We start from the raw sequence: 20,558 nt of genomic DNA on the forward strand, positions 1-20,558 counted from the left end.
GCGTTTCGGGTGCGGCCCTCTACGCCTCGATCGGATACTGCTTCAGCAGTTTTTTCACGGTCATCTGGATGTAGGCGTTGAAGGCTCCCGGCATATGCCGCGCCACGAATCCGGTGAGTTTGCCCGTGAAACTGGGGATGATCATCCACTGGCGACCATCCAGCCCGGCCACGATCTGGTCGCAGGCATCCTCCGAATCCATGCAGCCGGCCGTTTTTTTCAGTTCCAGCGAAATCGGATTGCCTTCCAGTCGTTCTTTATCCACCATCGGGGTATGCACCTCGGGCGGACAGATACAGGAAAGGTGAATGCCCAGCGGCTCGTATTCGTAACGCAGTGCGGTTGCCAACCCGACCACCCCGAATTTTGAGGCAGCGTAGGCACTGTAACCGTAGTTGCTGGTAATTCCCGCCAGCGAGGCAACCAGTGCCAGGCGTGCGCCTTTTTTCATCTGCGGCAGTACGGCAGAGGCAAAATGCAGGCTGCCGTTCAGGTTAATGTCGATGACCCTGCGGAAGTCGGCCGGTGTCATATCCGCGACGGTCTTGTTGATGACCACGCCGGCGGAGTTCACGGCCAGATCAGGACTTCCGAACTGGCTGATGGCCTCGGCCACGGCCTGGGCAACCGCGGCATCATCGGTAATGTTCATTTCAAAGAAAGCCCACTGGGCTTTCCCTTCCGCGGCAGCCTTTGACAGCTTCGCCTGATTCTCTTCATTCACCAACAGGTCCAGGACACTGACGGTCACACCGCGCTTCAGGTAGCGCTGCGCCATGCCGAGCCCCAGTCCACTGCCACCGCCGGTAATCATGACGTGTTTCACGGCCGTCTCCTAGTTCAGTTCGCCAATGGCCTTGAGCCATTCCTGTGATCGTTTCATGCCTTCTTCCAGTGTCACTTTCGGCTGATAACCCAGCAAACGGGCGGGTTTATCGGTTGAAAAAGCGCCCTTGCGCGAAAACATCAGCATGGTATCGGGCGTCACCTCGTCCTGGCGCCCGAGCAGCCGGTTCAGTTTCAGGACACCGGTGGTCAGTGCGAGTGCCGCTTTTAACGGCAGGCTGCGGGGGTGACCGCTGCGGCCCGCCCAGTGCCAGTGGTAGGTAAAGAATTCCTGGCAGGAAACGGCTTCGCCGCCCCACAGGATGAAGATCTGGCCACGGCCTTCATCCAGCCCGGCCGCCAGCATGACGCCATCAAGCAGGTCCTCGATGAACACAGGGGTGAATACTCCCTGGCCGTTATTGGGCAGAATCAGCTGGCCGCTGTGTGCCATCTTCAACGGCTCGATCAGCCAGGCGCGTGAGCCCGGGCCGTAGACGTCCCCGGGACGGATGATGGTCACGTCAATTTCGCCGGCTGCGTGGGCGGCCAGGGCGACGTGTTCACTGGCGCCTTTGGCAACGCCGTAGAGGTAGTCTGAGCCGATGGCGACCGGGCTGGTCTCGTCGGCGCCGTCCGGGTAGTCGTACCCCATGGCCGCAATGGAGGAAAAGTGCACAAATCGCTGTGCGCCACCCGCAATCGCCACGTCGAGTGCATGGCGGGTGCCATCCACGGTGATTTTGCGGTACATCGGCCAGTCTGCCGCCAGGGACACGACCGCTGCGGTATGGATAAACAGGTCACAGCCCCGGGCGTGCTCTGCCCAGGTGGACGGATCGGTAATGTCGCCAGCGACGATCGAGGCTTCGGGGACCGCGTGCAGGTCCATACCGCGAACCTCGCAGCCCAGCGCCTCGTACCGTTTCATGAGTGCCCGGCCGATAAAGCCGCCAGCGCCTGTGATAAATACGGATTTTGGAGTCGACGGCTGCTGGCCATCTTTTCCGACGGGGATTGTTGTTGTCATGGGGGGTACTCTGTATCAGGTATGCAGGGAGCCCCTGCGTGTGAGGGGCTCCAGTTGGATTCAGCCTTTGATGTTCATGGCATAGTCCGGCATGGACGGCTTGATGTAGCCTGCGGGCTCAAGACCATTCTCCTGGATGTACTGCTCGATCAGCAACGTGATGGAGTTTGCGTCCAGAATGCTGTGATACTCGCCATTCTGTTCAAAGTTGACGTTCGCGCCTTCCACCAGCATCAGGGTTTCGGTGGGTTCGGTGTTGTCTGCGGGAACGTTGAAGGTATGAATGCTTCCGCCTGGCTCGAACAGGTAGCAACCTGCAGTTTGCGGCTGGTCCGGGTACTCGACATAGTTCCATTTACCGGACAGGGTCCAGAGATGAACAGTGCCGGTGTGATAGTGCATCGGCAGCTTGACGCCTGGGTGGAATATGACGCGCAATACCCAGATGCCCCGGTTGATATCAATGTATTGCGGCTGAACATCGAGGCCTGGAACCATGATGTCCTTGTAGATGGGCATCTCGTTATTGTTCAGGGTCAGCAAACTTTTGTGGTCGTTCAGGGTAATCGGTAGCATATTAACTCTCCCAGAATAAATATTGTTGGTCTCGGGATAGTCATAGTGCGCAGAAAAGCTTTTGTATAGTTGATAAAGTGTGCCAATGATTTAGTAATTGGTGCCACGACAACAAGAATAAGCAGGTTTCGGACTATCAGTTATGCAGGATTTCGCGAGGGCATCCGCCCTGAACGGGTTTGACACTCTGACGGCTGAATACGGGCTGTCATACACCGAGCTTCTCCGTGACGTAGGGTTGCCTGAAAATATCCTGGATAACCTTCAAGGTTTTGTTTCCTATAGGGCTTTTCTCGAGGTCTTGCAGCTGGGTGCCAGCCGCAGCGGAGATCCTCTGTTTGGCCTGACACTTGGATTGCGCCAGGGGGTATCCATCTTCGGCCCCATTCTCTACCTGCTGAATAATGCCCGTACCGTTGGCGACGCCCTTCGGGAGCTGGAACAGTACTTCCATCTTCATATGGGCGCAGCCCGTGTCGAAATCAGTCGTTACGGTGACCGGATGCAGCTTGTCTATCGGGTGCTTGATCCGACCCAGCCAGGTCTCAGCCAGGGCGCAGAACTGGCTCTTGGGGTGGGTAGCAAGCTGCTGCAGACCCTGATGGGGGATAACTGGACGCCTCATCCCATGCTGCTCGAACATGCCCCCCAGGCTCCGCTACAGGCGTACCGGAATTTACTGGGTGTTTCCCCACAATTTGACAGCGATACCACCGCGTTGCTGCTGAAGCCGGAAGAGCTGGATTTCCCGCTAAGCCAGGCGGACCCGGTGCTGCATCAGCTGATACGGCAACACCTGGATAACATGCAGCGGCTGACCGACCTGGAGCTTCCCGGCTACGTCAGCAATCTGCTCCGGGATTTGCTGCCCCAGGGCCGGGTCACCGTGGATCAGGTGGCCGAGTGCATGGCGATGAGCCGTCGTACCCTCCAGCGTCGCCTGAATGATTCCGGTACCACGTTTCAGACTGTGCTCAACGAAACCCGGCAAAAAATGGCGCAACGGTACCTGCGTGATTCCCACCTGCAGGTGACACAGCTTTCAGACCTGCTCGGCTACAGTGATCTCAGCGCTTTTTCCCGGGCCTTCACACGCTGGTTTGGCGTCCCTCCCTCTCGTTGGGCGGACGTTAGGTCTTCCGCGTCCAAGGTTTAGGGCTTTTGCACGGACATTCCCATTGCAATCATCGGTTCTGAACTGTCGCCCCAGGTGCGCAAGGTGCTTGTTTACCTGCGACTCAGACACCTTCCCTACCAAAACGATGAAGTCGCGCTGTCGGATTCGACCGTGATCTGTGAACATATTGATGAACGCTACCGATCGTCACCGGACCCTCGTGTTGCTTTTGGTCGATTCATATCCCGCAAGGTAAAGAGTGATCCGGTTCGCGGTTTTGTCTTGATGGCTGTGGCATTTATTTTTCGTGAACGGGTCGTCATTTGTTCGTCTTGCGAACCACCTGGCGATGCTGACAAGAACAACAAAAGGTGAAAGCAGTGTTAATCCTGACCGGCTTTGGGCTTGCGTGTCTGTTGCAGCTATTTGTCATTTCCTTACGGGACTTTAGGCACCTGCTGGTGGGACGAGTGTTCCTGCTGGTACTGGTGGCCTCTGCAGCGTATCTGGTCAACCCGATGGTGGCGCCGGAGTGGCGCTGGCTGACCTCCGATATTCAAACGGCACTGCCGGGGCTGTTCTGGCTGATGTGCCAGCTGATCTTTGCTCCCCGTCCCAACTGGAAAAGCATCTGGGGGGCGATGGCCCTGTACAGTTTTGTCGCGCCCGCACTGGCCAGACCGCTGACGGCGTCCGGCCAGTTATCAGAGATTGGTCTCTTTTTCGGTTGGGAGTTGGGGCGTTACTTTGAGTATGTTGTGGTTCTGCACGGTCTGTCCTACGTGGTTCGCCACTGGCGCGACGATCTGGTGGAAACCCGGCGCAAGGCCCGGCTCGGGTTTTTGCTGGTGATTGGCGGTGCGGTGGGCGTGGCCACGGTGAGCCTGAATCTTGGGCTGTACCATGAATCAGTTCGGGGTGTGGTCACCAGTGTTGCCGCGTTCGTCACCCTGTTCTGCCTGGTCCGCTCGCGGGAAGGCATTATGGAGCTGGCGGTGAGTGAGTCACCGGCAGAGCGCCGGTCCGAGAATGATGAACCGGAGCCGGCCGACGCTAAGGGCCTCAGCGACGGGAGCGAGCTGGGCGCAAGGGATGACGATGAACGCCGGTTGGCGGACGCCATGGCCGCGGGGTTTTATCGCACTGAGAAACTGACACTGAAAAAACTCTCCGATGCGACCGCCATCCCCGAGTACCGCCTGCGTAAGGTCATCAACCAGACCCTGGGCTACCGGAACTTCAACGACTACATCAACCAGCTGAGGGTGGCTGACGCAGCCGAACGCTTGTTGAACGAGCTGGAAGTCCCGGTTCTGAATATTTCCCTCGATGTGGGCTATCGCACCCTCAGTTCCTTCAATCGGGCGTTCCGTGACATCATGAACACCACCCCGACGGAGTTTCGTCAGCGCCAGAATGGCTGAGCAAATCCTGCAAACCTGATCATTCGAGGATTTGCCCAGTGTTGCTTTGGGCCTTTCTCAGCCCTTGTGCCCCAGGGTATTCCAGGAATTGCACAGGGCTTCTGTGATTCTGCACAGCGGTTGTTCTCGCATCCTCACTTCAACCTGCCTACTGTCGAACGTGACATGACGTCCTGTTGGGCGCATGGATAACAATAATCAGAATTGGGCAGAGGATACGATGGGCCATTCAACAAAATTAAGAACACTTTTCGCAGTGACCGCTATCTCGAGCGGCCTGGCACTCACGGGGTGTGGCGGCGACGATGGGAAAGACGGGCAGGACGGCGTAGACGGTGCATCCGTCAGTGCCGGATCGCAACAGCTGGATGTGACAACATCGGGCTTCGGGATTCCCGAAGACGCCATTTTTGTTGCCCCCGATGCGGTGGATGGCGACGACATCACCGACGCTCTGGCGGCAGCCTTGTTTGCACTGCCCGATGATGCTCTGGTGGTCCTTCCCAAGGGGCGTTTCACGGTTTCACAGACGATCACGGTTAACAGCGCCAGCGGGCTGACGGTCACCGGTTACGGTATCCATGAAACTATCCTGGATTTCAGCCAGTCCACCGGCGATGACGCCATCCGCTTCCAAGGCGGTGTCGACATCACCATCCGTGATCTGGGGGTCTACGAGGCTCCCAAGAATGGCATCAAGGCCACCAACGTGAACGGCATCCGCATGGCCTATACCGCCACGGTCTGGGAGGGGGCGTTGGAGGCCAACAACGGTGCCTATGGTCTGTATCCTTTGCAGAGCCAGAATGTGCTGATGGAGCACAACTACGCCTATGGCTCTGCCGACGCGGGCATCTATGTGGGACAGTCGAACAACATCGTCGTTCGCAACAACACGGCCAAGAACAACGTAGCCGGCATCGAGATCGAAAACTCCACCATGGCCGATGTCTACAACAACCTGGCGGTGGGCAATTCCGGCGGGATTCTGGCCTTCGACCTGCCGGGGCTGGAGCAGGCGTACGGTGGCAATGTGCGTATCTTCAACAATGAGGTCTATGCCAATAACGCGGCCAATGTCGGCAGCGGTGCCGTGGGTATCGTCCCGCCCGGTACCGGTGTGCTGGTGTTCGCAACCAGTGACGTGGAAATCTACAACAACCGGATCACGGATAACGATACGGCCGCCATCGAAATCGCCAGCTACTTCCTCGCGGACAGTGACGTAGCGAATTACCCGGCGAACTATGGTGCAACCATGACCAATGGCTGGAGCCCTCTGGTCAAGAACGTCTACATGCACAACAACACCATCGCCCGTAACAGCACGAATCCGCAGGGTGTGCTGCTGGCGGACATTATTACCGGGTATACCACCAGTGCGAACGCCACAGGCATGCCGCAGACCTTTCCCGCGATTATGTATGGCGGTATTGGTGAACTGCTCTCAAACGCGGGTCAGCTGGCTGGGTTTGATGCCCTCGTTGGCCCCGAGGCCCAGGCGGATGGGGTGGACTATGACGCCTATGCTGCGGCAGACCTGATCTGTGCGAACAGCAACATCAACGCCAACCCTGCTCCGGATTATAACGAGGTGAATACCGGGTTGGTCTTCAGCACCAACCCTGCGGACCTGACCGTCGACGGCGCTGGTAATCCGGTTCCCAACCTGTTGATTGACCCGATGGTGAACAACACCTACCTGAACTGCACCCAGAACCGTCTGGCGCCTGCTTCCGTAAACATCGGCAACAAGGTTTACGGCTGTGCCGGAGACGATCTGGCCGAGGCTGCCTGTTCACTCTGATGGCGATGCCTGCCATCGGATGAACCCGAGTAACAGAGGTTGCGACGGAGTGTGGGGTCAAGGGGCTCCACACTCCCCACGGTACAATTGAGAGTGTTACCCATGAAATACAATAAGAAGCTATTCCCGGTTCTGGCGTCGGCCCTGATTCTGTCCGCCTGTGGGGGCGGTGGTGGTGGCAATGACAGTAGTGATGGCACGGCCTCCTCGTCTGCACTGAACGCGGGTGCCGGCGCGCCTTCAGGGGGGCAGGGGGATTGCAGCGTGGCCACCAGTGGCGTCAACTGGGACGCCCTGATGACTGAAATCTGCCCGAACCTGTCCGATTACAACCTGTTCGCCGATGCGACAGACCCGACCTCCGGGCCGATGAAAGGCGGGCTTTCCTATGATTTGTCGACCCCACTGTTTTCGGATTACACCAGTAAGTACCGCTTTGTATTTATCCCGGAGGGCGCCAAGGCGACCTACGATCAGTCTGAGGTCCTGAAATTCCCGGTGGGTACCGTGATCGCCAAGACCTTCGCCCTGCCGGAAAATACAGCGTTCCGGGACGGCGCAGAATTGGTGATTGAAACCCGTCTGTTGATTCACCGCAATGATGGCTGGATCGCGATTCCTTACTACTGGTCTTCCGAGTCAGACGCAACGCTGGCCATTTCCGGTAAGACCCTGACGGACGTGACCACAAGCCACAACGGTGTGGATGTGACCTTTAGCTACTCCGTGCCGGCCGCATCAGACTGTACATCCTGCCACGCGGTTGTGCCGTTGCTTGACGGGCCTGACGACAAGCGGGAGCAGATTTTCCTGCCCATTGGCCCTAAAGCTCGCTATCTGAACTGGGATTACACCTATGAGGACGGCACCGTCTACAACCAGCTTCAGTTCTGGACTGAAAACGGCCTGCTGGAGGGACTGCCTGTGGATATGCAGACGGTAGAGCGGGCTCCCCGCTTTACCGATACCACCAACATTAGCGCCCTCAGCGGGGCGGGACTGCATGATACGGCCAAGGCTTACCTCGACATCAACTGTGCCCACTGCCATCGTTCGGAACTGACACTTCCGGACAAGTACGCCGGAGCGGCAGGGGGGAGTGGACTGCAGGTTGAGTACAACCGTGCCTACGAAGAAAATCCCGGCAAGTTTGGTACCTGCAAGACACCGGTTGCGGGTGGGCACCCGGACTATCCGCGAGACGTTGTGCCCGGCGCCCCGGATGATTCGTACCTTTACTTCCGGATCACCACAAACGACAACCGCCACCGCATGCCGGAACTGGCCCGTAACGTGGTGCATCAGGAGGGCGCTCAGCTTATCCGTAGCTGGATAGACCAGCTGCCCCGTGCCAGTTGTTCGCCAGGCACCTGATCAGCCGGCTTGCACGGTTGTGACGAATAGGGGCGGATCGGTTGGCTCATAATCGATCTGACCCCTTTTCTTTTTTCGCCAGTCAGACATCTTTCGGGGGCGCCACCACCAGCGCCACGCCAATGATGGAGACCACACCGCCGGCCATTGCCAGCACACCCAGGCGTTCATCAAACGCCCAGAACGCCTCGAGGGCGGTGACCGGAGGCACCAGGTAGAACAGGCTCGCCACCCGATTGGCGGCACCACGACGTATCAGCCACATCAGCAGCAGGATGGCCCCGATTGAGACACCGAGCACCAGCCAGGCCATGGATAGCTGAAGTTGCAGGTGCCATTCGACGGCCCGGGTTTCCCAGGCGAAAGCGCCCAGTGCAAAGAACATTGAGGCGGCGGCATACTGGATGATGGTGCCCGGCACCAGTTCGACATGGGTACCATGACGCTTCTGATACACTGTCCCCAAGGAAATGCCGAACAGTGCCAACGCGGCCCAGGCCAGGGTCCAGAGCGGGAAGCCGCCGAGGGTATCGGTGGACAGCACCATTTTTTCAACCACCACCAGGCTGACACCAACCAGACCCAGCAGCAGCCCCGCCCATTGCCGAACGCCAATGCCTTCCCGCAGGATCGCCACCGCGGCTACCCCGGTGACCACCGGTTGCAGACCGACGATCAGTGAGACCACGCCAGACGGCATGCCACCGAGGATGGCGTAGTACACCCCACCCAGATAGCAGCCATGCACCAGCAGCCCGGTGACCGCGAGGTGTCCGGCACCGCGCCAGTCTGGCCAGCGCACGTTCAGCCACCACGCCAGTCCGGCCAGAACCGACAGTGTCAGCAACATACGGATCAACAGCAGGGTAAAAGGTTCGGCGTAGGGGAGGCCATACTTTGCACCGATAAAGCCGGTACTCCATAGCCAGACAAACAGGGTGGGGATCAGGTAACGGTAAACCATGGTTTGGATGCCCAGGCTGATGGTGAAAGTGTCCAACACTAGACCAACTCACGGTCTGAAGACAGTCCCCCTTGGTCTTACACCTGCACGCCGCTAACAGGCGCGTGGGAGTGGCTCCGGACGGGCCAAAATCCGGGCGCAAGGCGATACTCGTATCCGCGGGTAGCCCTTTCTCGCTACCATGCGTCGAGCAGTGTTCGCCATTAAAATCAAAAAAGTTATCTGAGGAGAGACCCCATGACCCTTTGCCCGATTGCTGCCGCTGTCAGCTGCACCAAATGTCCGATGTTCCGTATCTGCCCCGCGACAAAGATCCTGGGAGATCAGAAGAAGGAGCCGAAGCCGGCTGAAAAAACCGACAAGTGAGATTCCCGGGGGCAGGTGAGTTGTGTCACTGTCCCCACCTCTCCATTTCGTAACCGCGCTATTGTGTCGCTTCAGTTAACATTCTTCCTGCAATCAAGTATCCCTTTATTCTGTATACCCTCGATGGACAGGGCGGGTCTGGATCAATGGCCAAAACGTCGGTTATCCGAAAGTCGCTGCGTCTGCTGGCGCTGGTTCCCCTGGTGGGAATCGTGCTGGTGTTGCTGGCGATGCTGCTGTTCCGCTTTGTGAATCCCCCTGCGTCGGCGTTTATGCTGGGCTACCGAATGGCTCACCCCGGGCAGGAGCTGAGGCATGAGTGGGTGCCGATGTCCGACATCTCGCCCTGGATGCCGCTGGCGGTGGTCGCCAGTGAAGATCAGCGTTTCCCGCAGCACTGGGGCGTGGACTTTGTGGCGATACGCCAGGCTCTGGCGGAGTACCGGGCCGGTGAGGGGCTTCGGGGGGCCAGCACCATTACTCAGCAAACCGCCAAGAACCTCTTTCTCTGGAACGGTCGCAGTTTTGTTCGTAAGGGGCTCGAAGCGGTTCTGGCTCTGGGGCTGAATGGCCTCTGGTCGAAGGAACGTGTGCTCGAGGTGTATCTGAACATCGCCGAGTTCGGACCGGGCATCTATGGGGTTGAGGCGGCCAGCCAGGCCTACTTCGGCCGACCGGCCCGGTCCCTTTCCCAGTCCCAGGCCGCTCGCCTGGCGGCGGTGTTGCCAAATCCCCGGGTATTGAGTGCATCGTCACCGTCGCCCTATGTCCAGGAACGGGTGGCCTGGATTCGAGGCCAGATGGCCCAGTTGTCTGGCCTGCGCTACCTGCAGGGACTCTAGCCCGGCAAAGGGCGTGCCGGCGTTCTGATTTTGCTGAATGCCGAGACCTATGCCATGGTGTATAAAGTCTGCTGGTTTGGGGCAGGGAGGACGGACTATGCGACGTTTTATACGTCACCCCACAGAGTTTCCAATCCTGGTATTTTCAATCGACAGTGCCAATGGTGACGAGGCCAGCCTGTGCGACATAAGTCAGGGAGGGTTGGCTTGCAGTCTCCAGAACGAGCTCTGTCCGGGGACCTGTGTCACGCTGGGCATTCCATCGCTGCAACAGGAATACCGGGTGTCGGGGCTTGTGGTGAGGTGCTCCCGAGCTTCCAATGGATACCGGGTTGGGATCCAGTTCACCGACGAAGCGGAGACCTTTAAAAGCAAAATGGTGGAGCAGGTGTGCCAGATTGAACACTATCGCCGGGAGCTCCGCAGTCGTGGACGGGAGCTGGACAGCGAAACGGCGGCGAGAGAGTGGATTGAACGCTTCGGCAGCCAGTTTGCGGATATCTTTTCTGGCCCCCACTGACGAGTTTTAGCGGGCCGCCGCTCAGGCCTCATCATCCACATCGCTAAGACTGAAATTGGCGCCTTCGATACCGCTCTCAAGGCGCATTCTCACGGCCAGATTATTGCTGGAATCTGCATGGGCCAGAGCCGTCTCCCGGGTGATCTTGCCCTGGTGATAAAGCTCAAGGATGGCCTGGTCGAACGACTGCATGCCCTGTTCCGGGCTTTTTTCCATGATTTCCCGAATGTTTCCCAGCTCTCCCTTGTTGATCATGTCCCGGATAAGCGGGCTTGCCAGCATGACTTCAACGGCGGCGATCCGTTTCTGATCCAGCCCCGGCAGGAGCCGTTGGCCGACAATCGCTTTCAGGTGCATGCTCAAATCCATGAACAGTTCGGTGTGGGCATTTTCCGGGAAGAAATTAACGATGCGCCTTAGGGTCTGATCAACATTGCCAGCGTGCAGGGTGGAGATGCACAGGTGGCCTGTTTCGGCATAGGTGAGCGCGTGCTTCATGGTTTCGCGATCGCGGATCTCGCCAATCATGATCACGTCCGGTGCTTCACGCATGGCCCGGCGCAGGGCCGTTGCGTAGGAGTTGGTATCGGCTCCTACTTCGCGCTGGTTGACGATGCTGCGCCTGTGGCGATGCGTGTACTCGATGGGGTCTTCGATGGTGAGGATGTGGCCGGTACGGGTCTCGTTCCGGTGTTCGATCATCGATGCCAGGGTGGTCGACTTGCCTGAGCCTGTGGCGCCAACCACCAGAATCAGCCCTCTGGGCTGGTTGATCAGGGTCTTCAGGATCGGTGGCAGGCCGAGGCTTTCAATGTCGGGGATGTCCATCCGAAGGTGACGGATAACCACCGCGACTTCCCCGCGCTGGAGGAACACGTTGACCCGAAAGCGCCCCCTGTCTCTGAGACTCAGGGACATGTCCAGTTCTTTCTCCCGCTCGAATTCCGCCTTTTGCTGATCGTGCATGATCGAATAGGCCAGTTCTTTGACGGCGCCGGGCGGCAGGGGTGTCTGGGTGATGGGGTGGCTGTGCCCCTCGACCTTCATGACAACAGGCGAGCCGGTGGTCAGAAACAGGTCTGAAGCCCCTTTTTCGATCATTTCAGTCAGGAAGGCTGCTAAGTCCACGACGGTCCTCGGGGTTGGTGATTTGCAACTGTGATTATTGTAGCCACAACAAAACGAAAGGGGTCAGAACGATTGTTAAATAATTGCCGGGCCTCTGTTCTCTCTTTTTCAAAACATGATCTGTCGTAATCGGTCAAGCTCAAAAGTTTGGTTTTGATGCATGGTGCCTCTTTAAATTTTGTGAGTTTTGCTAAGCAAACTCGGGAGGACTGTGCATGACCCCATTAAAACTGAGTTTCTCTCTCAACGTCGTCTGCGTCGTTTTCCTGATCGGTTTAATGAGTGGTTGCACGGGGGAGAAAGACGTCGCTGAGTCTGACACAGATGCCGATACCCGTGACCAGGGCGAACGGCCTGAGGTCAACCTGAGTGCCGCTGACAAGGTGTGCGATCTGCTTTCCGCCCCAATCAACATTCAACCCATTGAGGGCATCCGTGGGCGGGAGATTGTGGACAGCATCAGCACTATGCTCAAAACCGCACAACTGTCGGATGCGGAATTGCTCGCTTCCACTGTTTGCCTTGAGCACATCACCGCGATCATGGGGGAGTGGTTACTCGCGAACGGGCAGGTTGCGACGCTTGCACCAGACGTATTCTGCGACTTGATACTCTGGCATGCGGTCGAGGAGTTGGAGCACAAGTCGGTGGCGTTCGATGTCTATATTCAGTGCGTGGGAGATCGTGAGTTGCTTCGGCGGGTCATGGTGTTCACTTTCCTGAGTTTTTGTTTCGGCTTGCTAAGACTGCAGTGCCGCCTTCTGTGGTGGGAGAGGAAGCTGCCTTCATTTCGTGATATCCGCGGAACGTTCAAATTTAACTTCGGTAAAAGTGGCGTGATTCGTCACGTTCTGGCGCCTTACCTGAAATTCTTCAGTAAGGACTTCCACCCGAATAACTCGGATGAATCGCACCTGATCCGGCAATGGATGCGGGACTACCCAGAGCTGGCTGAGGCCGTACTGAAGTGATTTCCCGCAGCCAGTGCCAGACCGAACTGACGAAGCCCTAACCCGTGGAAAACGGTGTGGCGGCGGTGAGTAGAGGCTGCCGCCACTCTTTCCTCAAGTCAGATCTGCTTGTAAACGACCTCGGACAGTGCACTGCGGTTGCCATCGGTATCCAGGGTGCGGATGGCAAAGTACCAGGTGCCCGCCGTCAGTTCATCCACCAGCAGCTCGTCCACCGAGGCATCGCCGATGGCGAGGCTGGTGTCCAGGCTGTCGGCGCTGGTGCCGTAGACCACCTCAAAACCTGCGATCTCTCCCATGGCCAGGCTTTCTCCGTTCACCCGGGTCAGTGGCGCGGTCCAGCTCAGCAGGGCAGAGTTCGCTGGCTGGGTCTCGGTTGCTGTGCCGGTCTCGGTTCCCGTCCCGTTATCCGCCACGGTATCGCCGGTATTGTCGCCGCCAGTAGCGCCGGTCTCTGGAGTACCCGTGGCGGTGTCGTTGGTGGCATCGCCGTTATCGGCAACGACGGTTTCGGTGTCGCCATAGACATCGGCAATGGTCTTGAAACGCTGAACGTAGCGGTACTCAACCACCACCAGTTTCTGGCTGATAACGCTGGATTCGACGGTGGTCTGAAGCTCTGATGCCTGCACCGCAGCCGCACTGACCAGGTCCGCCAGGGCCACGTTGAAGCCATCGCCCATCAGACTGAGCTGGCCGGTTTCACTGGCCTGCGCGGTCATGTTGTTGAGGACATCGGAAATGGAGTCCCACTGGGGGTTGTCGTTAACCAGCGCCAGGAAGGCGGCGTTGGTGATCGCTACTTGTACGGCATCAGCTGACACGCTGCTCATCTCGTCAAGTCGGGTCAGATCCGGAGGAGCAAGCCGCAGGGCGCCGGCGCTCAGGCCGAACCAGTTTTCAACGGTGGTGTAGGCACTGGACAAGGCTTCCGGCGACAGGCCGCTGGCATCGCGCGCGGCCAGGGTTACCGCCAGGTGAGTCAGCGGGGTCAGATAGACGGCTTCTGTGGTCAGGTCACCGGCACCGCTGAGAGTAAAGTTGCTGTCCAGAGGCAGAGGCTGGCCAAACGGTACTGGGGCCGCGCCTGCCTGGTCGCACTGAGGCACTACGTCGCAGATCATGCGGGTATTGCCATCGGCGTGAAGTTGCACCAGGGCCCAGCCATCGGACTTGCCCCGCAGTTGCAGCTCATAGCTGCCGTCATCGGCGGTCAGGGTGGGTTTGGTGGTCTGTTTCTGTTGTGTGTAGTAGCCGGCGCTGTCTGCCACCAGACGGCTGGCGGTCACCACACCTTGCTGAATCACGCCTTTCATGGCGGAGCCTGCAATCGCAACGCTTGGTTCAGCCGTGCTCTGAGATTGTGTGGTGTTGGTGCCGGAATCCTGGCCGCAGCCTGAAAGCAGTGCGACTGCCGGGATGAGCCAGAGACCGTGTTTCGCCAATTTGTCGCCGCTATACAGCATAATTTCTCGCCAAATAATTGATGACTTCAAGGGAATCATAGGATCTGGCGATGCCGTTATGTGTGGACTGGTTCCTGTTTTCTGGTTCAGATCCGTCAGGAATTTGGCGCTCACGGAGGGATACATGCTGAGACTAACGGTTACGCAGCCAGATGGGTTAAAAGGTCGGCTAACTCCGTGTTTTTAAAGGACTGTGTTCGTCTGACGCCAGGTGCGTCCGGGACGGTCCGGGGAGCAGGGCGTGGCTGGTGATTACAAATTTAAACAGTGCCCATGCTGTCTGGTTGGGCCTTAAGGCCGCTGGGAGTCGCGGTAGTTGGGGGAAGGCGTGTGATCAGCCTCACGTTCGGGACGAGTCTGTACGCGGAAGGGGGCGCCGTGAGGCTTTCTGAAGGATGCTGAGCGGAAAGCCTAACCTGTACATGCCGGACACCAACGACCGGGCGGGCCTTTATCACCAACACCTAAACAGAAAGGCCGGTAATGGCCGGCCTTTCTGTTTATGACGTGTCCTGACTCCCGCTAACCGCTGGAGCAGGCTTCCTGTCTTGTCGGAGGTTAGGTACGTTCGATCTCCAGAGCCTTTTCGATGGTGCTGAGTTGTTTGCGGGCAAGCGCCAGGTTGGACTTATCACGCTGAAGCACCAGGTAGAAGAACATGGTCGTGCCGACCATGCGGATCAGGTGATACTGACTGTCCAGTGTGATCAGGATGTCTTCAATACGGTCAGTCAGACCCAGTCGGTCGCGAATATTCTTCTTGGCGCGCACCACTTCGGTGTTGCCTGCAGCTGCGAGCTCAAGGTCAAAGCCAGGCTGGCCTGCGTTTCCGAGGCACATGCCACTTTCAAAATCTACGAGAGCCGCACCGACTGAGCCGTCGATTGAGAGGGCTTCTTCCAGTGAATCCTTGATAGTTGCCATGGTTAGCTGAGCTCCAAATGTCGATTATTGGTCTTGTTCATCTGAATACCTCCGGCGCTTTGATTAGCGGCACGGAGAGCTGGTCAGTATGGTGTTTTAAAGGCCTGTGGGCCGCAGCAGTGGATCTGCCCGAACCCTGTGCCCATCGTCCCCGCTGTTGTTGCCGTCGGTCAATACTGCTTCGGCAGATAAAGGGAGGTAATTGGTGTACTAATGAAGGGTTCTTGTTTCTGCTGTAACGGCGGGTAAAAACGGGTAACCGGAGATGGGTTAGGTGACGATGGGGCCTGACATTGGAGAGGATCCGTATCGTGTTCATTGTCGATATTGTGTGACGCAGTTCACAAATGTGACGGGGCCGTCAGTCGATCTGGCCATCGTAGTTGAGTGGCTTTTTTGTTGTGATTCGGGAGCACGTGACACCTTGTCATCGATGAACAACAATAAAAGAGAACACTCATGGACACTAGAACAAAACTGTTGGTGGCCGCTGTTGCGGCTGTACTTTCCGGTTGTGGCGGCGGTGGCAGCGACAGCGACAGCAGCCAGAACCAGGTGCTGGCTCCGGTAGTCGGTCAGGAAACCCACGAGCGCGGTGGTCCCGTTGTGGATCCCGGTCCCGTCGAAATGATTGCCAACGCGGCCATTCAGGTGTTGTCAAACCGTGCGGACCTGGTCAGTGCCGGCGACGCCCTTATCGACATTCACATTCCGCAGCCTGAGGACCGTGACGGAGCAAAACTGTTCCTGAACGGTTCACAGATCCATCCGGAGCTGGTTCCGGTAATCGATCAGGACGGAGTAAGCCGGGCCCTTGTCAGCGGCCTTGCGATAGGTGCGAATGAACTGAAGCTGGTGCTGCCCGGAAACGGCGTTGTCACGGCCAACATTACCAATCACCCGGCCGGTGGTCCGGTGTTCTCGGGGCCTCAGGTCGAGCCATGGACCTGTACGAACGGGGCCGCCGTTGACGACCAGTGTAATCAGCCCCCGCAGTATCAGTTGCAATATGTACCCGCGTCGACCTTTGACCAGTACATGACGAACTTCGACCCCCAGTCGCCGGGTATCCCGAATGCCTTTGTCCCTTACGATTCTGAAAATCCGCCTGCTGACGGGGACATTGCGACGGTCACCACCGATCACGGTGTGACCGTGCCCTACATCGTGCGGATCGAGACCGGGGTGCTCAACCGGGATCGCTACCAGATCATGTCCCTGTTCCAGCCCGACCAGGGCTGGACCGGAACCCATCCCCAGCCTCAGTGGAATGGCAAGGTGCTGATTCACCATGGAGGTAACGTCGGGGTCAGCTTTGCGATGGGCAATCCGCCGAACGGCGACATTTCCGGCACCGCTCCGGATGGCTTTGAGGGCGTGCTGGGCGACAGTATCTCGGTGGCGCTGTCCAAGGGCTTTGTCACGCTCTCTACCGCTCAGGCGAACCTCGGTCACAACGTAAACCTGGTCACGGCGGCTGAGTCGCTGGTGATGAGCAAGGAGCGTATTGTCGAGCAGTATGGTCCCATCCGTTACACCATCGGTACCGGCTGTTCCGGTGGTGCCATTGCTCAGCAGCACATTGCCAATGCATATCCCGGCATCTACCAGGGACTCATCGTTCAATGCTCTTATCCGGATGTCTGGACCACCGCGACCCAGTTTGCCGACTACAACCTGCTCAACGAGTACTTCGGTAACCAGATGCCGGAGTCTCCGGAGGATCTCGCGAGTTTCTTCGAGACCCTGCTGACATCCGAGTACCTGTTGCTGCAATGGCCAGCGCTGTACGGCCATTTGCCGGTCAACCCGGTGGTGTCGGATTTGGCGTTCTTTCCATCAGCGTATCCGGATCAGGAGAGCTGCCCGGGTCTGAACGGCAAGGCGGAGGTCTACCACAAACAGGACCGCCCCGATGGCTTGCGGTGTGGCTTGATTGATTACATGGCAACCCAGTTCGGAACCCGTACGCCGGAGGTGTGGTCACCTAACGAGCAGTTGCTGTCGCGTGGCTTTGGCGGCATCCCGCTAGACAATGTCGGGGTGCAGTATGGCCTGCGTGCGTTGCAGGACGGCACGATTACAGCCGACCAGTTCCTGGCGGTCAATCGTGAGATTGGCGGTTTTGATGTCGATATTGATTATCAGGCAGGGCGCACCGTTGCCGATCCGCTGGCATTGACCAACGCCTATCGTACCGGTGCTATCAATACGGCTGAAAATCTGGCGAACCTGCCGATCATAGACCTGCGCGGACCAGACCCGGGTATTGCCCACGACGCTTATCACTCCTGGCAGACTCGTGCCCGGCTCCAGACGGTTCAGGGCCATGCCCGTAATCACACCATCTGGTACGGTGCCTTCCCGATCGCGGGGGACTCGATCTATGCCACCGAAGCCCTGTATGTCATGGACGACTGGCTTGCCGGTATCGAAGCGGATAACAGCGCTGGAGGCATCGCCGATAAGGTCATCGCAAACAAGCCGCTGGAAGCCCGTGACCGCTGCCTGTCTGTGTCTTCATTGCTCAGTGAGCACGGCCCGTTTGTGCCTTACACCGGAAACCTGCTGACGCCAAACCCCACCTGGACCCAGGCGGACATGCTGGCGTTTCCGGAAGTGCCGGCAGAACTGGGGCAGATTCTGGACATCATGACCGGTCAGGTTTGCGGTTTGGAACTGGGTGATCTGGGCCTGCCGCCGATCATTACCGATCCGCTCAGCCCGATTACCAGCGAAGTGGTCGCGGCACAGCAACTGGTGGTCCAGACGCGCTTTGGAACGCCGCGCACGGTTGCTGGTGATTCCATCGAAACCCTGGCCAACAAGTGCCAGCTCAAACCGGTGGACCCTGCGGATTATCCGGTGAACATCCTGAACGGTACCTACGATTCCGAAGCCATGGCCAGAGAAGTAGCGACAATCTTCCCGGACGGTGTCTGTGACTACAGCAAGCCCGGTGTTGGTACGGTGCCTACTCAGACCTGGCTGCAGTATGGCGGTGAAGCCGAGCGGATTGTCGGGGGCGAGCCCCTGGCAAATAACGCAGATCTGGTCTCTGGTTGGGCAGCGCCTTCGTTTGAGGTCAATCTCGCGCCGAGGAGTGATCTCTGAGCATCGGTTGCTAACCCCCTTTGGAGGCCTGCCTTGTTGCGGCCTCCAGTTCATACCTTTCCTGTAACGCCAGGCCGTATTCCTGATTTACCCGGCATGTAGCCATGCTATGCTTCGTCGTGACCCTGTCATTTACAGTCCATCACCGGGTTACCCGTTTCGCACTGTCGTAGGCAATCCGTGAACGATGATTCCCACGTAAATATCATCCGTCTTCACCTCGCGACGATCACCCAGTTGTTCAATTCGCTGGACCCGTCGCCGTTTGTGGGGCGGGACCTGGATGTGAATGCCGAGTCGTTCATTATAGAATGGGCGGAGGAGCATCCTGCCCACGGTGGATTTCGCCTGGAGATCCAGGTCAACGAGTGTCAGGACGTCGGTGCGGCCCGTGATCGGGTGCTGCGAGCGGTTCGGGCCTATTTCAGTGATCGGGAGCAGGTGGTCCGGCGGGATTTTCGCCGGCTGATGGGCCAGGGTCGTCTGAGTCTGGTGATCGGTCTGGCCTTCCTGGCGGTATGCCTGGGTGTGAGCCGGATGATTGAAAGTCAGGCTCCCGGGAATGGCTTGCTGATTCTGGCCAGTGAGAGTCTGTGGATTGGCGGATGGGTGGCCATGTGGCGGCCCATGGAAATTTTCCTCTACGACTGGTGGCCATTGCTGCGGCGTATCCGTTTGCTGCGGCGGCTTGCGATTATGGATGTCCGGCTTGAGGTGGTGGCGGATTTGTCCCCGCGACCAGGTTAAACATGTTGTCCAAATGACTCGAGGTCAGTTCATGCTTGCACGGATCGCGTTACTGGTTTTTCTGCTCCCACAATGGGCGTTAGCCGAAGATTTATGGGAATTCGACGTCGTGAACCAGACCGGTTACGACATCTATTACGTGTATGCCAGCCATATCAGCGGCGAATGCTGTTTTTGTGATGATGCTCTGGGCGATAACATCCTGGCGAACGGTGAGACCTTCACGCTCTTATTCACTCCTTCCGCCTACCGTTCGCCACGCTTTGACGTCCGCGTTGAAGATGTTGATGGTGATACCTACAGTTTCATGGACGTGGATGTCACCGGGCCAGCGTTGGTGATCACTCTTGATGACCTGGATTGAATCGCAGGAGGCCGTGGGGCGGCTAACCCTGCAAGAGTTGCGTTAGATCAGTCAAACCGTTGCATAAGAAAACTATACTGAGAGTAATAGGCGTCTTAACCGTGGAGGTTAAGAATGATGTCGTTACTCAAGGTGTTTTGCCTGCGCTGTTTATTGGTCCCGTGCGGTGTCAGTGCAATCCTGTCGACGTACGTTCAAGGGGAAAACCTGGTGATTGCTACCGGCGAATGGCCCCCCTACGTGTCTTCGGATCTGGAATATGAAGGGGTGACAGCCCGCATCGTACGGGCTGCCTTTGAGGCTGTTGGGGATACGGTGGATTTCACGTTCTATCCCTGGTCCCGCACCCTGCTGGTATCAGAGGAAGGCGAGGTGGATGCCAGCTTCCCCTGGAGTCATCGTGAGGAGCGGGCAGAACTGCATTTTTACAGCGATCCCATCGGTGAGTATGGTTACGTTTTCTTTCACCTCACCACCACCCCGTTCCGCTGGCAGCGCCTGGAAGATCTGGAAGCACTCACCATCGGGGCCACCTACAGCTACAATTACGGCGATGATTTTATCGAGGGAGCGGAGCGAGGCCTGTACAGAATTGAATGGGCCAGTTCGGATGAGCTGAACTGGCGTAAGCTGATGGCAGGCCGGATCGACCTCTTTCCCCAGGATCGTAAGGCCGGCTATGCCCAGTTGCTGGAGTTGTTTCCTGGCGACTCCCGCTTCAAGGTGACCCATAACCTGCTGCCACTCAAGCCGACGACCACTCTGCACCTGCTTTTACCCAAAAGCATCCCGGAAAGCGCGAACCGGCTTGAACGGTTCAACACCGGACTGCGGATGCTCACCGAGGATGGGCAGATTGAGCGCTATCTGCAGGAGTCCTGGCAGTAAGCCCGCCCAGGGCAGCGCCTGCGTGGTTCGGTTGAAGGTCTGTGAGGTGAACGGGGGGATTATCCTTCCGTATCGGCGAGTGTGAACTATCCTTTGCACATACCCCTTCAT

The 20,558-nt window shown here is 57.8% G+C and carries 18 protein-coding genes; 11 read left to right on the plus strand and 7 right to left on the minus strand.

Annotation, left to right across the window (positions count from 1 at the left end; translation table 11 throughout):
• Positions 1-19: 19 nt before the first annotated feature.
• The 3 genes from BLV11_RS02720 to BLV11_RS02730 are packed head-to-tail and all read right to left on the minus strand — an operon-like array spanning position 20 to position 2,431.
• On the minus strand, positions 20-826 hold the full coding sequence (locus BLV11_RS02720; RefSeq protein WP_139173196.1) for an SDR family NAD(P)-dependent oxidoreductase: 807 nt from the start codon (positions 824-826) through the stop codon (positions 20-22).
• A gap of 9 nt (positions 827-835) precedes the next feature.
• Positions 836-1,855, minus strand: a complete 1,020-nt coding sequence (locus BLV11_RS02725) for an NAD-dependent epimerase/dehydratase family protein (RefSeq protein WP_091811428.1) — start codon at positions 1,853-1,855, stop codon at positions 836-838.
• A 60-nt stretch (positions 1,856-1,915) separates the two neighbouring features.
• Positions 1,916-2,431, minus strand: a complete 516-nt coding sequence (locus BLV11_RS02730; protein WP_091811429.1) for a 2,4'-dihydroxyacetophenone dioxygenase family protein — start codon at positions 2,429-2,431, stop codon at positions 1,916-1,918.
• A gap of 142 nt (positions 2,432-2,573) precedes the next feature.
• Between BLV11_RS02730 and BLV11_RS02735 the strand changes: the two genes are divergently transcribed.
• From BLV11_RS02735 to BLV11_RS02755, 4 genes are all read left to right on the plus strand, one after another.
• Positions 2,574-3,587, plus strand: coding sequence for an AraC family transcriptional regulator (locus BLV11_RS02735; RefSeq protein ID WP_091811430.1), 1,014 nt, complete (start codon positions 2,574-2,576; stop codon positions 3,585-3,587).
• 341 nt (positions 3,588-3,928) lie between these two features.
• Positions 3,929-4,972 (plus strand): helix-turn-helix domain-containing protein, encoded by a 1,044-nt coding sequence (locus BLV11_RS02745; RefSeq protein ID WP_091811817.1) that lies wholly within the window; start codon positions 3,929-3,931, stop codon positions 4,970-4,972.
• A 256-nt stretch (positions 4,973-5,228) separates the two neighbouring features.
• Positions 5,229-6,779, plus strand: coding sequence for a parallel beta-helix domain-containing protein (locus BLV11_RS02750; protein ID WP_245725892.1), 1,551 nt, complete (start codon positions 5,229-5,231; stop codon positions 6,777-6,779).
• A gap of 102 nt (positions 6,780-6,881) precedes the next feature.
• The gene (locus BLV11_RS02755; protein ID WP_091811432.1) at positions 6,882-8,153 is read left to right on the plus strand and encodes an SO2930 family diheme c-type cytochrome; all 1,272 of its coding nucleotides are present in this window, start codon (positions 6,882-6,884) and stop codon (positions 8,151-8,153) included.
• Positions 8,154-8,235: 82 nt separating this feature from the next.
• Here BLV11_RS02755 and BLV11_RS02760 read toward each other — a convergent pair whose 3' ends face one another.
• Positions 8,236-9,117, minus strand: a complete 882-nt coding sequence (locus tag BLV11_RS02760; protein ID WP_175528286.1) for a DMT family transporter — start codon at positions 9,115-9,117, stop codon at positions 8,236-8,238.
• 512 nt (positions 9,118-9,629) lie between these two features.
• On the opposite strand from BLV11_RS02760, the gene mtgA reads away from it, so the two are divergent.
• On the plus strand, positions 9,630-10,325 hold the full coding sequence (gene mtgA / locus BLV11_RS02765; RefSeq protein WP_091811433.1) for a monofunctional biosynthetic peptidoglycan transglycosylase: 696 nt from the start codon (positions 9,630-9,632) through the stop codon (positions 10,323-10,325).
• A gap of 97 nt (positions 10,326-10,422) precedes the next feature.
• Positions 10,423-10,845, plus strand: coding sequence for a PilZ domain-containing protein (locus BLV11_RS02770; protein WP_175528263.1), 423 nt, complete (start codon positions 10,423-10,425; stop codon positions 10,843-10,845).
• A 21-nt stretch (positions 10,846-10,866) separates the two neighbouring features.
• Here the strand turns inward: BLV11_RS02770 and BLV11_RS02775 are convergent, their stop codons facing one another.
• On the minus strand, positions 10,867-11,973 hold the full coding sequence (locus tag BLV11_RS02775; RefSeq protein ID WP_091811435.1) for a PilT/PilU family type 4a pilus ATPase: 1,107 nt from the start codon (positions 11,971-11,973) through the stop codon (positions 10,867-10,869).
• 215 nt (positions 11,974-12,188) lie between these two features.
• Here BLV11_RS02775 and BLV11_RS02780 point away from each other — a divergent pair, with 215 nt between their 5' ends.
• Positions 12,189-12,944, plus strand: a complete 756-nt coding sequence (locus BLV11_RS02780) for a metal-dependent hydrolase (RefSeq protein WP_091811436.1) — start codon at positions 12,189-12,191, stop codon at positions 12,942-12,944.
• Positions 12,945-13,042: 98 nt separating this feature from the next.
• Here the strand turns inward: BLV11_RS02780 and BLV11_RS02785 are convergent, their stop codons facing one another.
• Positions 13,043-14,260, minus strand: coding sequence for a fibronectin type III domain-containing protein (locus tag BLV11_RS02785; RefSeq protein ID WP_245725893.1), 1,218 nt, complete (start codon positions 14,258-14,260; stop codon positions 13,043-13,045).
• Between the two features lie 708 nt (positions 14,261-14,968).
• Positions 14,969-15,334: a hypothetical protein gene (locus BLV11_RS02790; protein WP_091811437.1), complete on the minus strand. Its 366-nt coding sequence runs from the start codon at positions 15,332-15,334 to the stop codon at positions 14,969-14,971.
• A 459-nt stretch (positions 15,335-15,793) separates the two neighbouring features.
• On the opposite strand from BLV11_RS02790, the gene BLV11_RS02795 reads away from it, so the two are divergent.
• The 4 genes from BLV11_RS02795 to BLV11_RS02810 all read left to right on the plus strand — a co-directional run bounded on the left by BLV11_RS02795 (position 15,794) and on the right by BLV11_RS02810 (position 20,447).
• On the plus strand, positions 15,794-18,448 hold the full coding sequence (locus BLV11_RS02795) for a DUF6351 family protein (RefSeq protein WP_091811438.1): 2,655 nt from the start codon (positions 15,794-15,796) through the stop codon (positions 18,446-18,448).
• Positions 18,449-18,628: 180 nt separating this feature from the next.
• Positions 18,629-19,195 carry a hypothetical protein gene (locus BLV11_RS02800; RefSeq protein WP_091811439.1) on the plus strand — a complete coding sequence of 189 codons (567 nt, stop codon included), beginning with the start codon at positions 18,629-18,631 and terminating at the stop codon, positions 19,193-19,195.
• A gap of 31 nt (positions 19,196-19,226) precedes the next feature.
• Entirely contained in the window at positions 19,227-19,559 is a 333-nt protein-coding gene (locus BLV11_RS02805) for a hypothetical protein (RefSeq protein ID WP_139173197.1), read from the plus strand.
• A gap of 114 nt (positions 19,560-19,673) precedes the next feature.
• Entirely contained in the window at positions 19,674-20,447 is a 774-nt protein-coding gene (locus BLV11_RS02810) for a substrate-binding periplasmic protein (protein WP_217634524.1), read from the plus strand.
• The last annotated feature ends 111 nt before the right edge of the window (positions 20,448-20,558 follow it).

Source organism: Marinobacter mobilis (assembly GCF_900106945.1).
Classification (GTDB): Bacteria; Pseudomonadota; Gammaproteobacteria; order Pseudomonadales; family Oleiphilaceae; genus Marinobacter; species Marinobacter mobilis.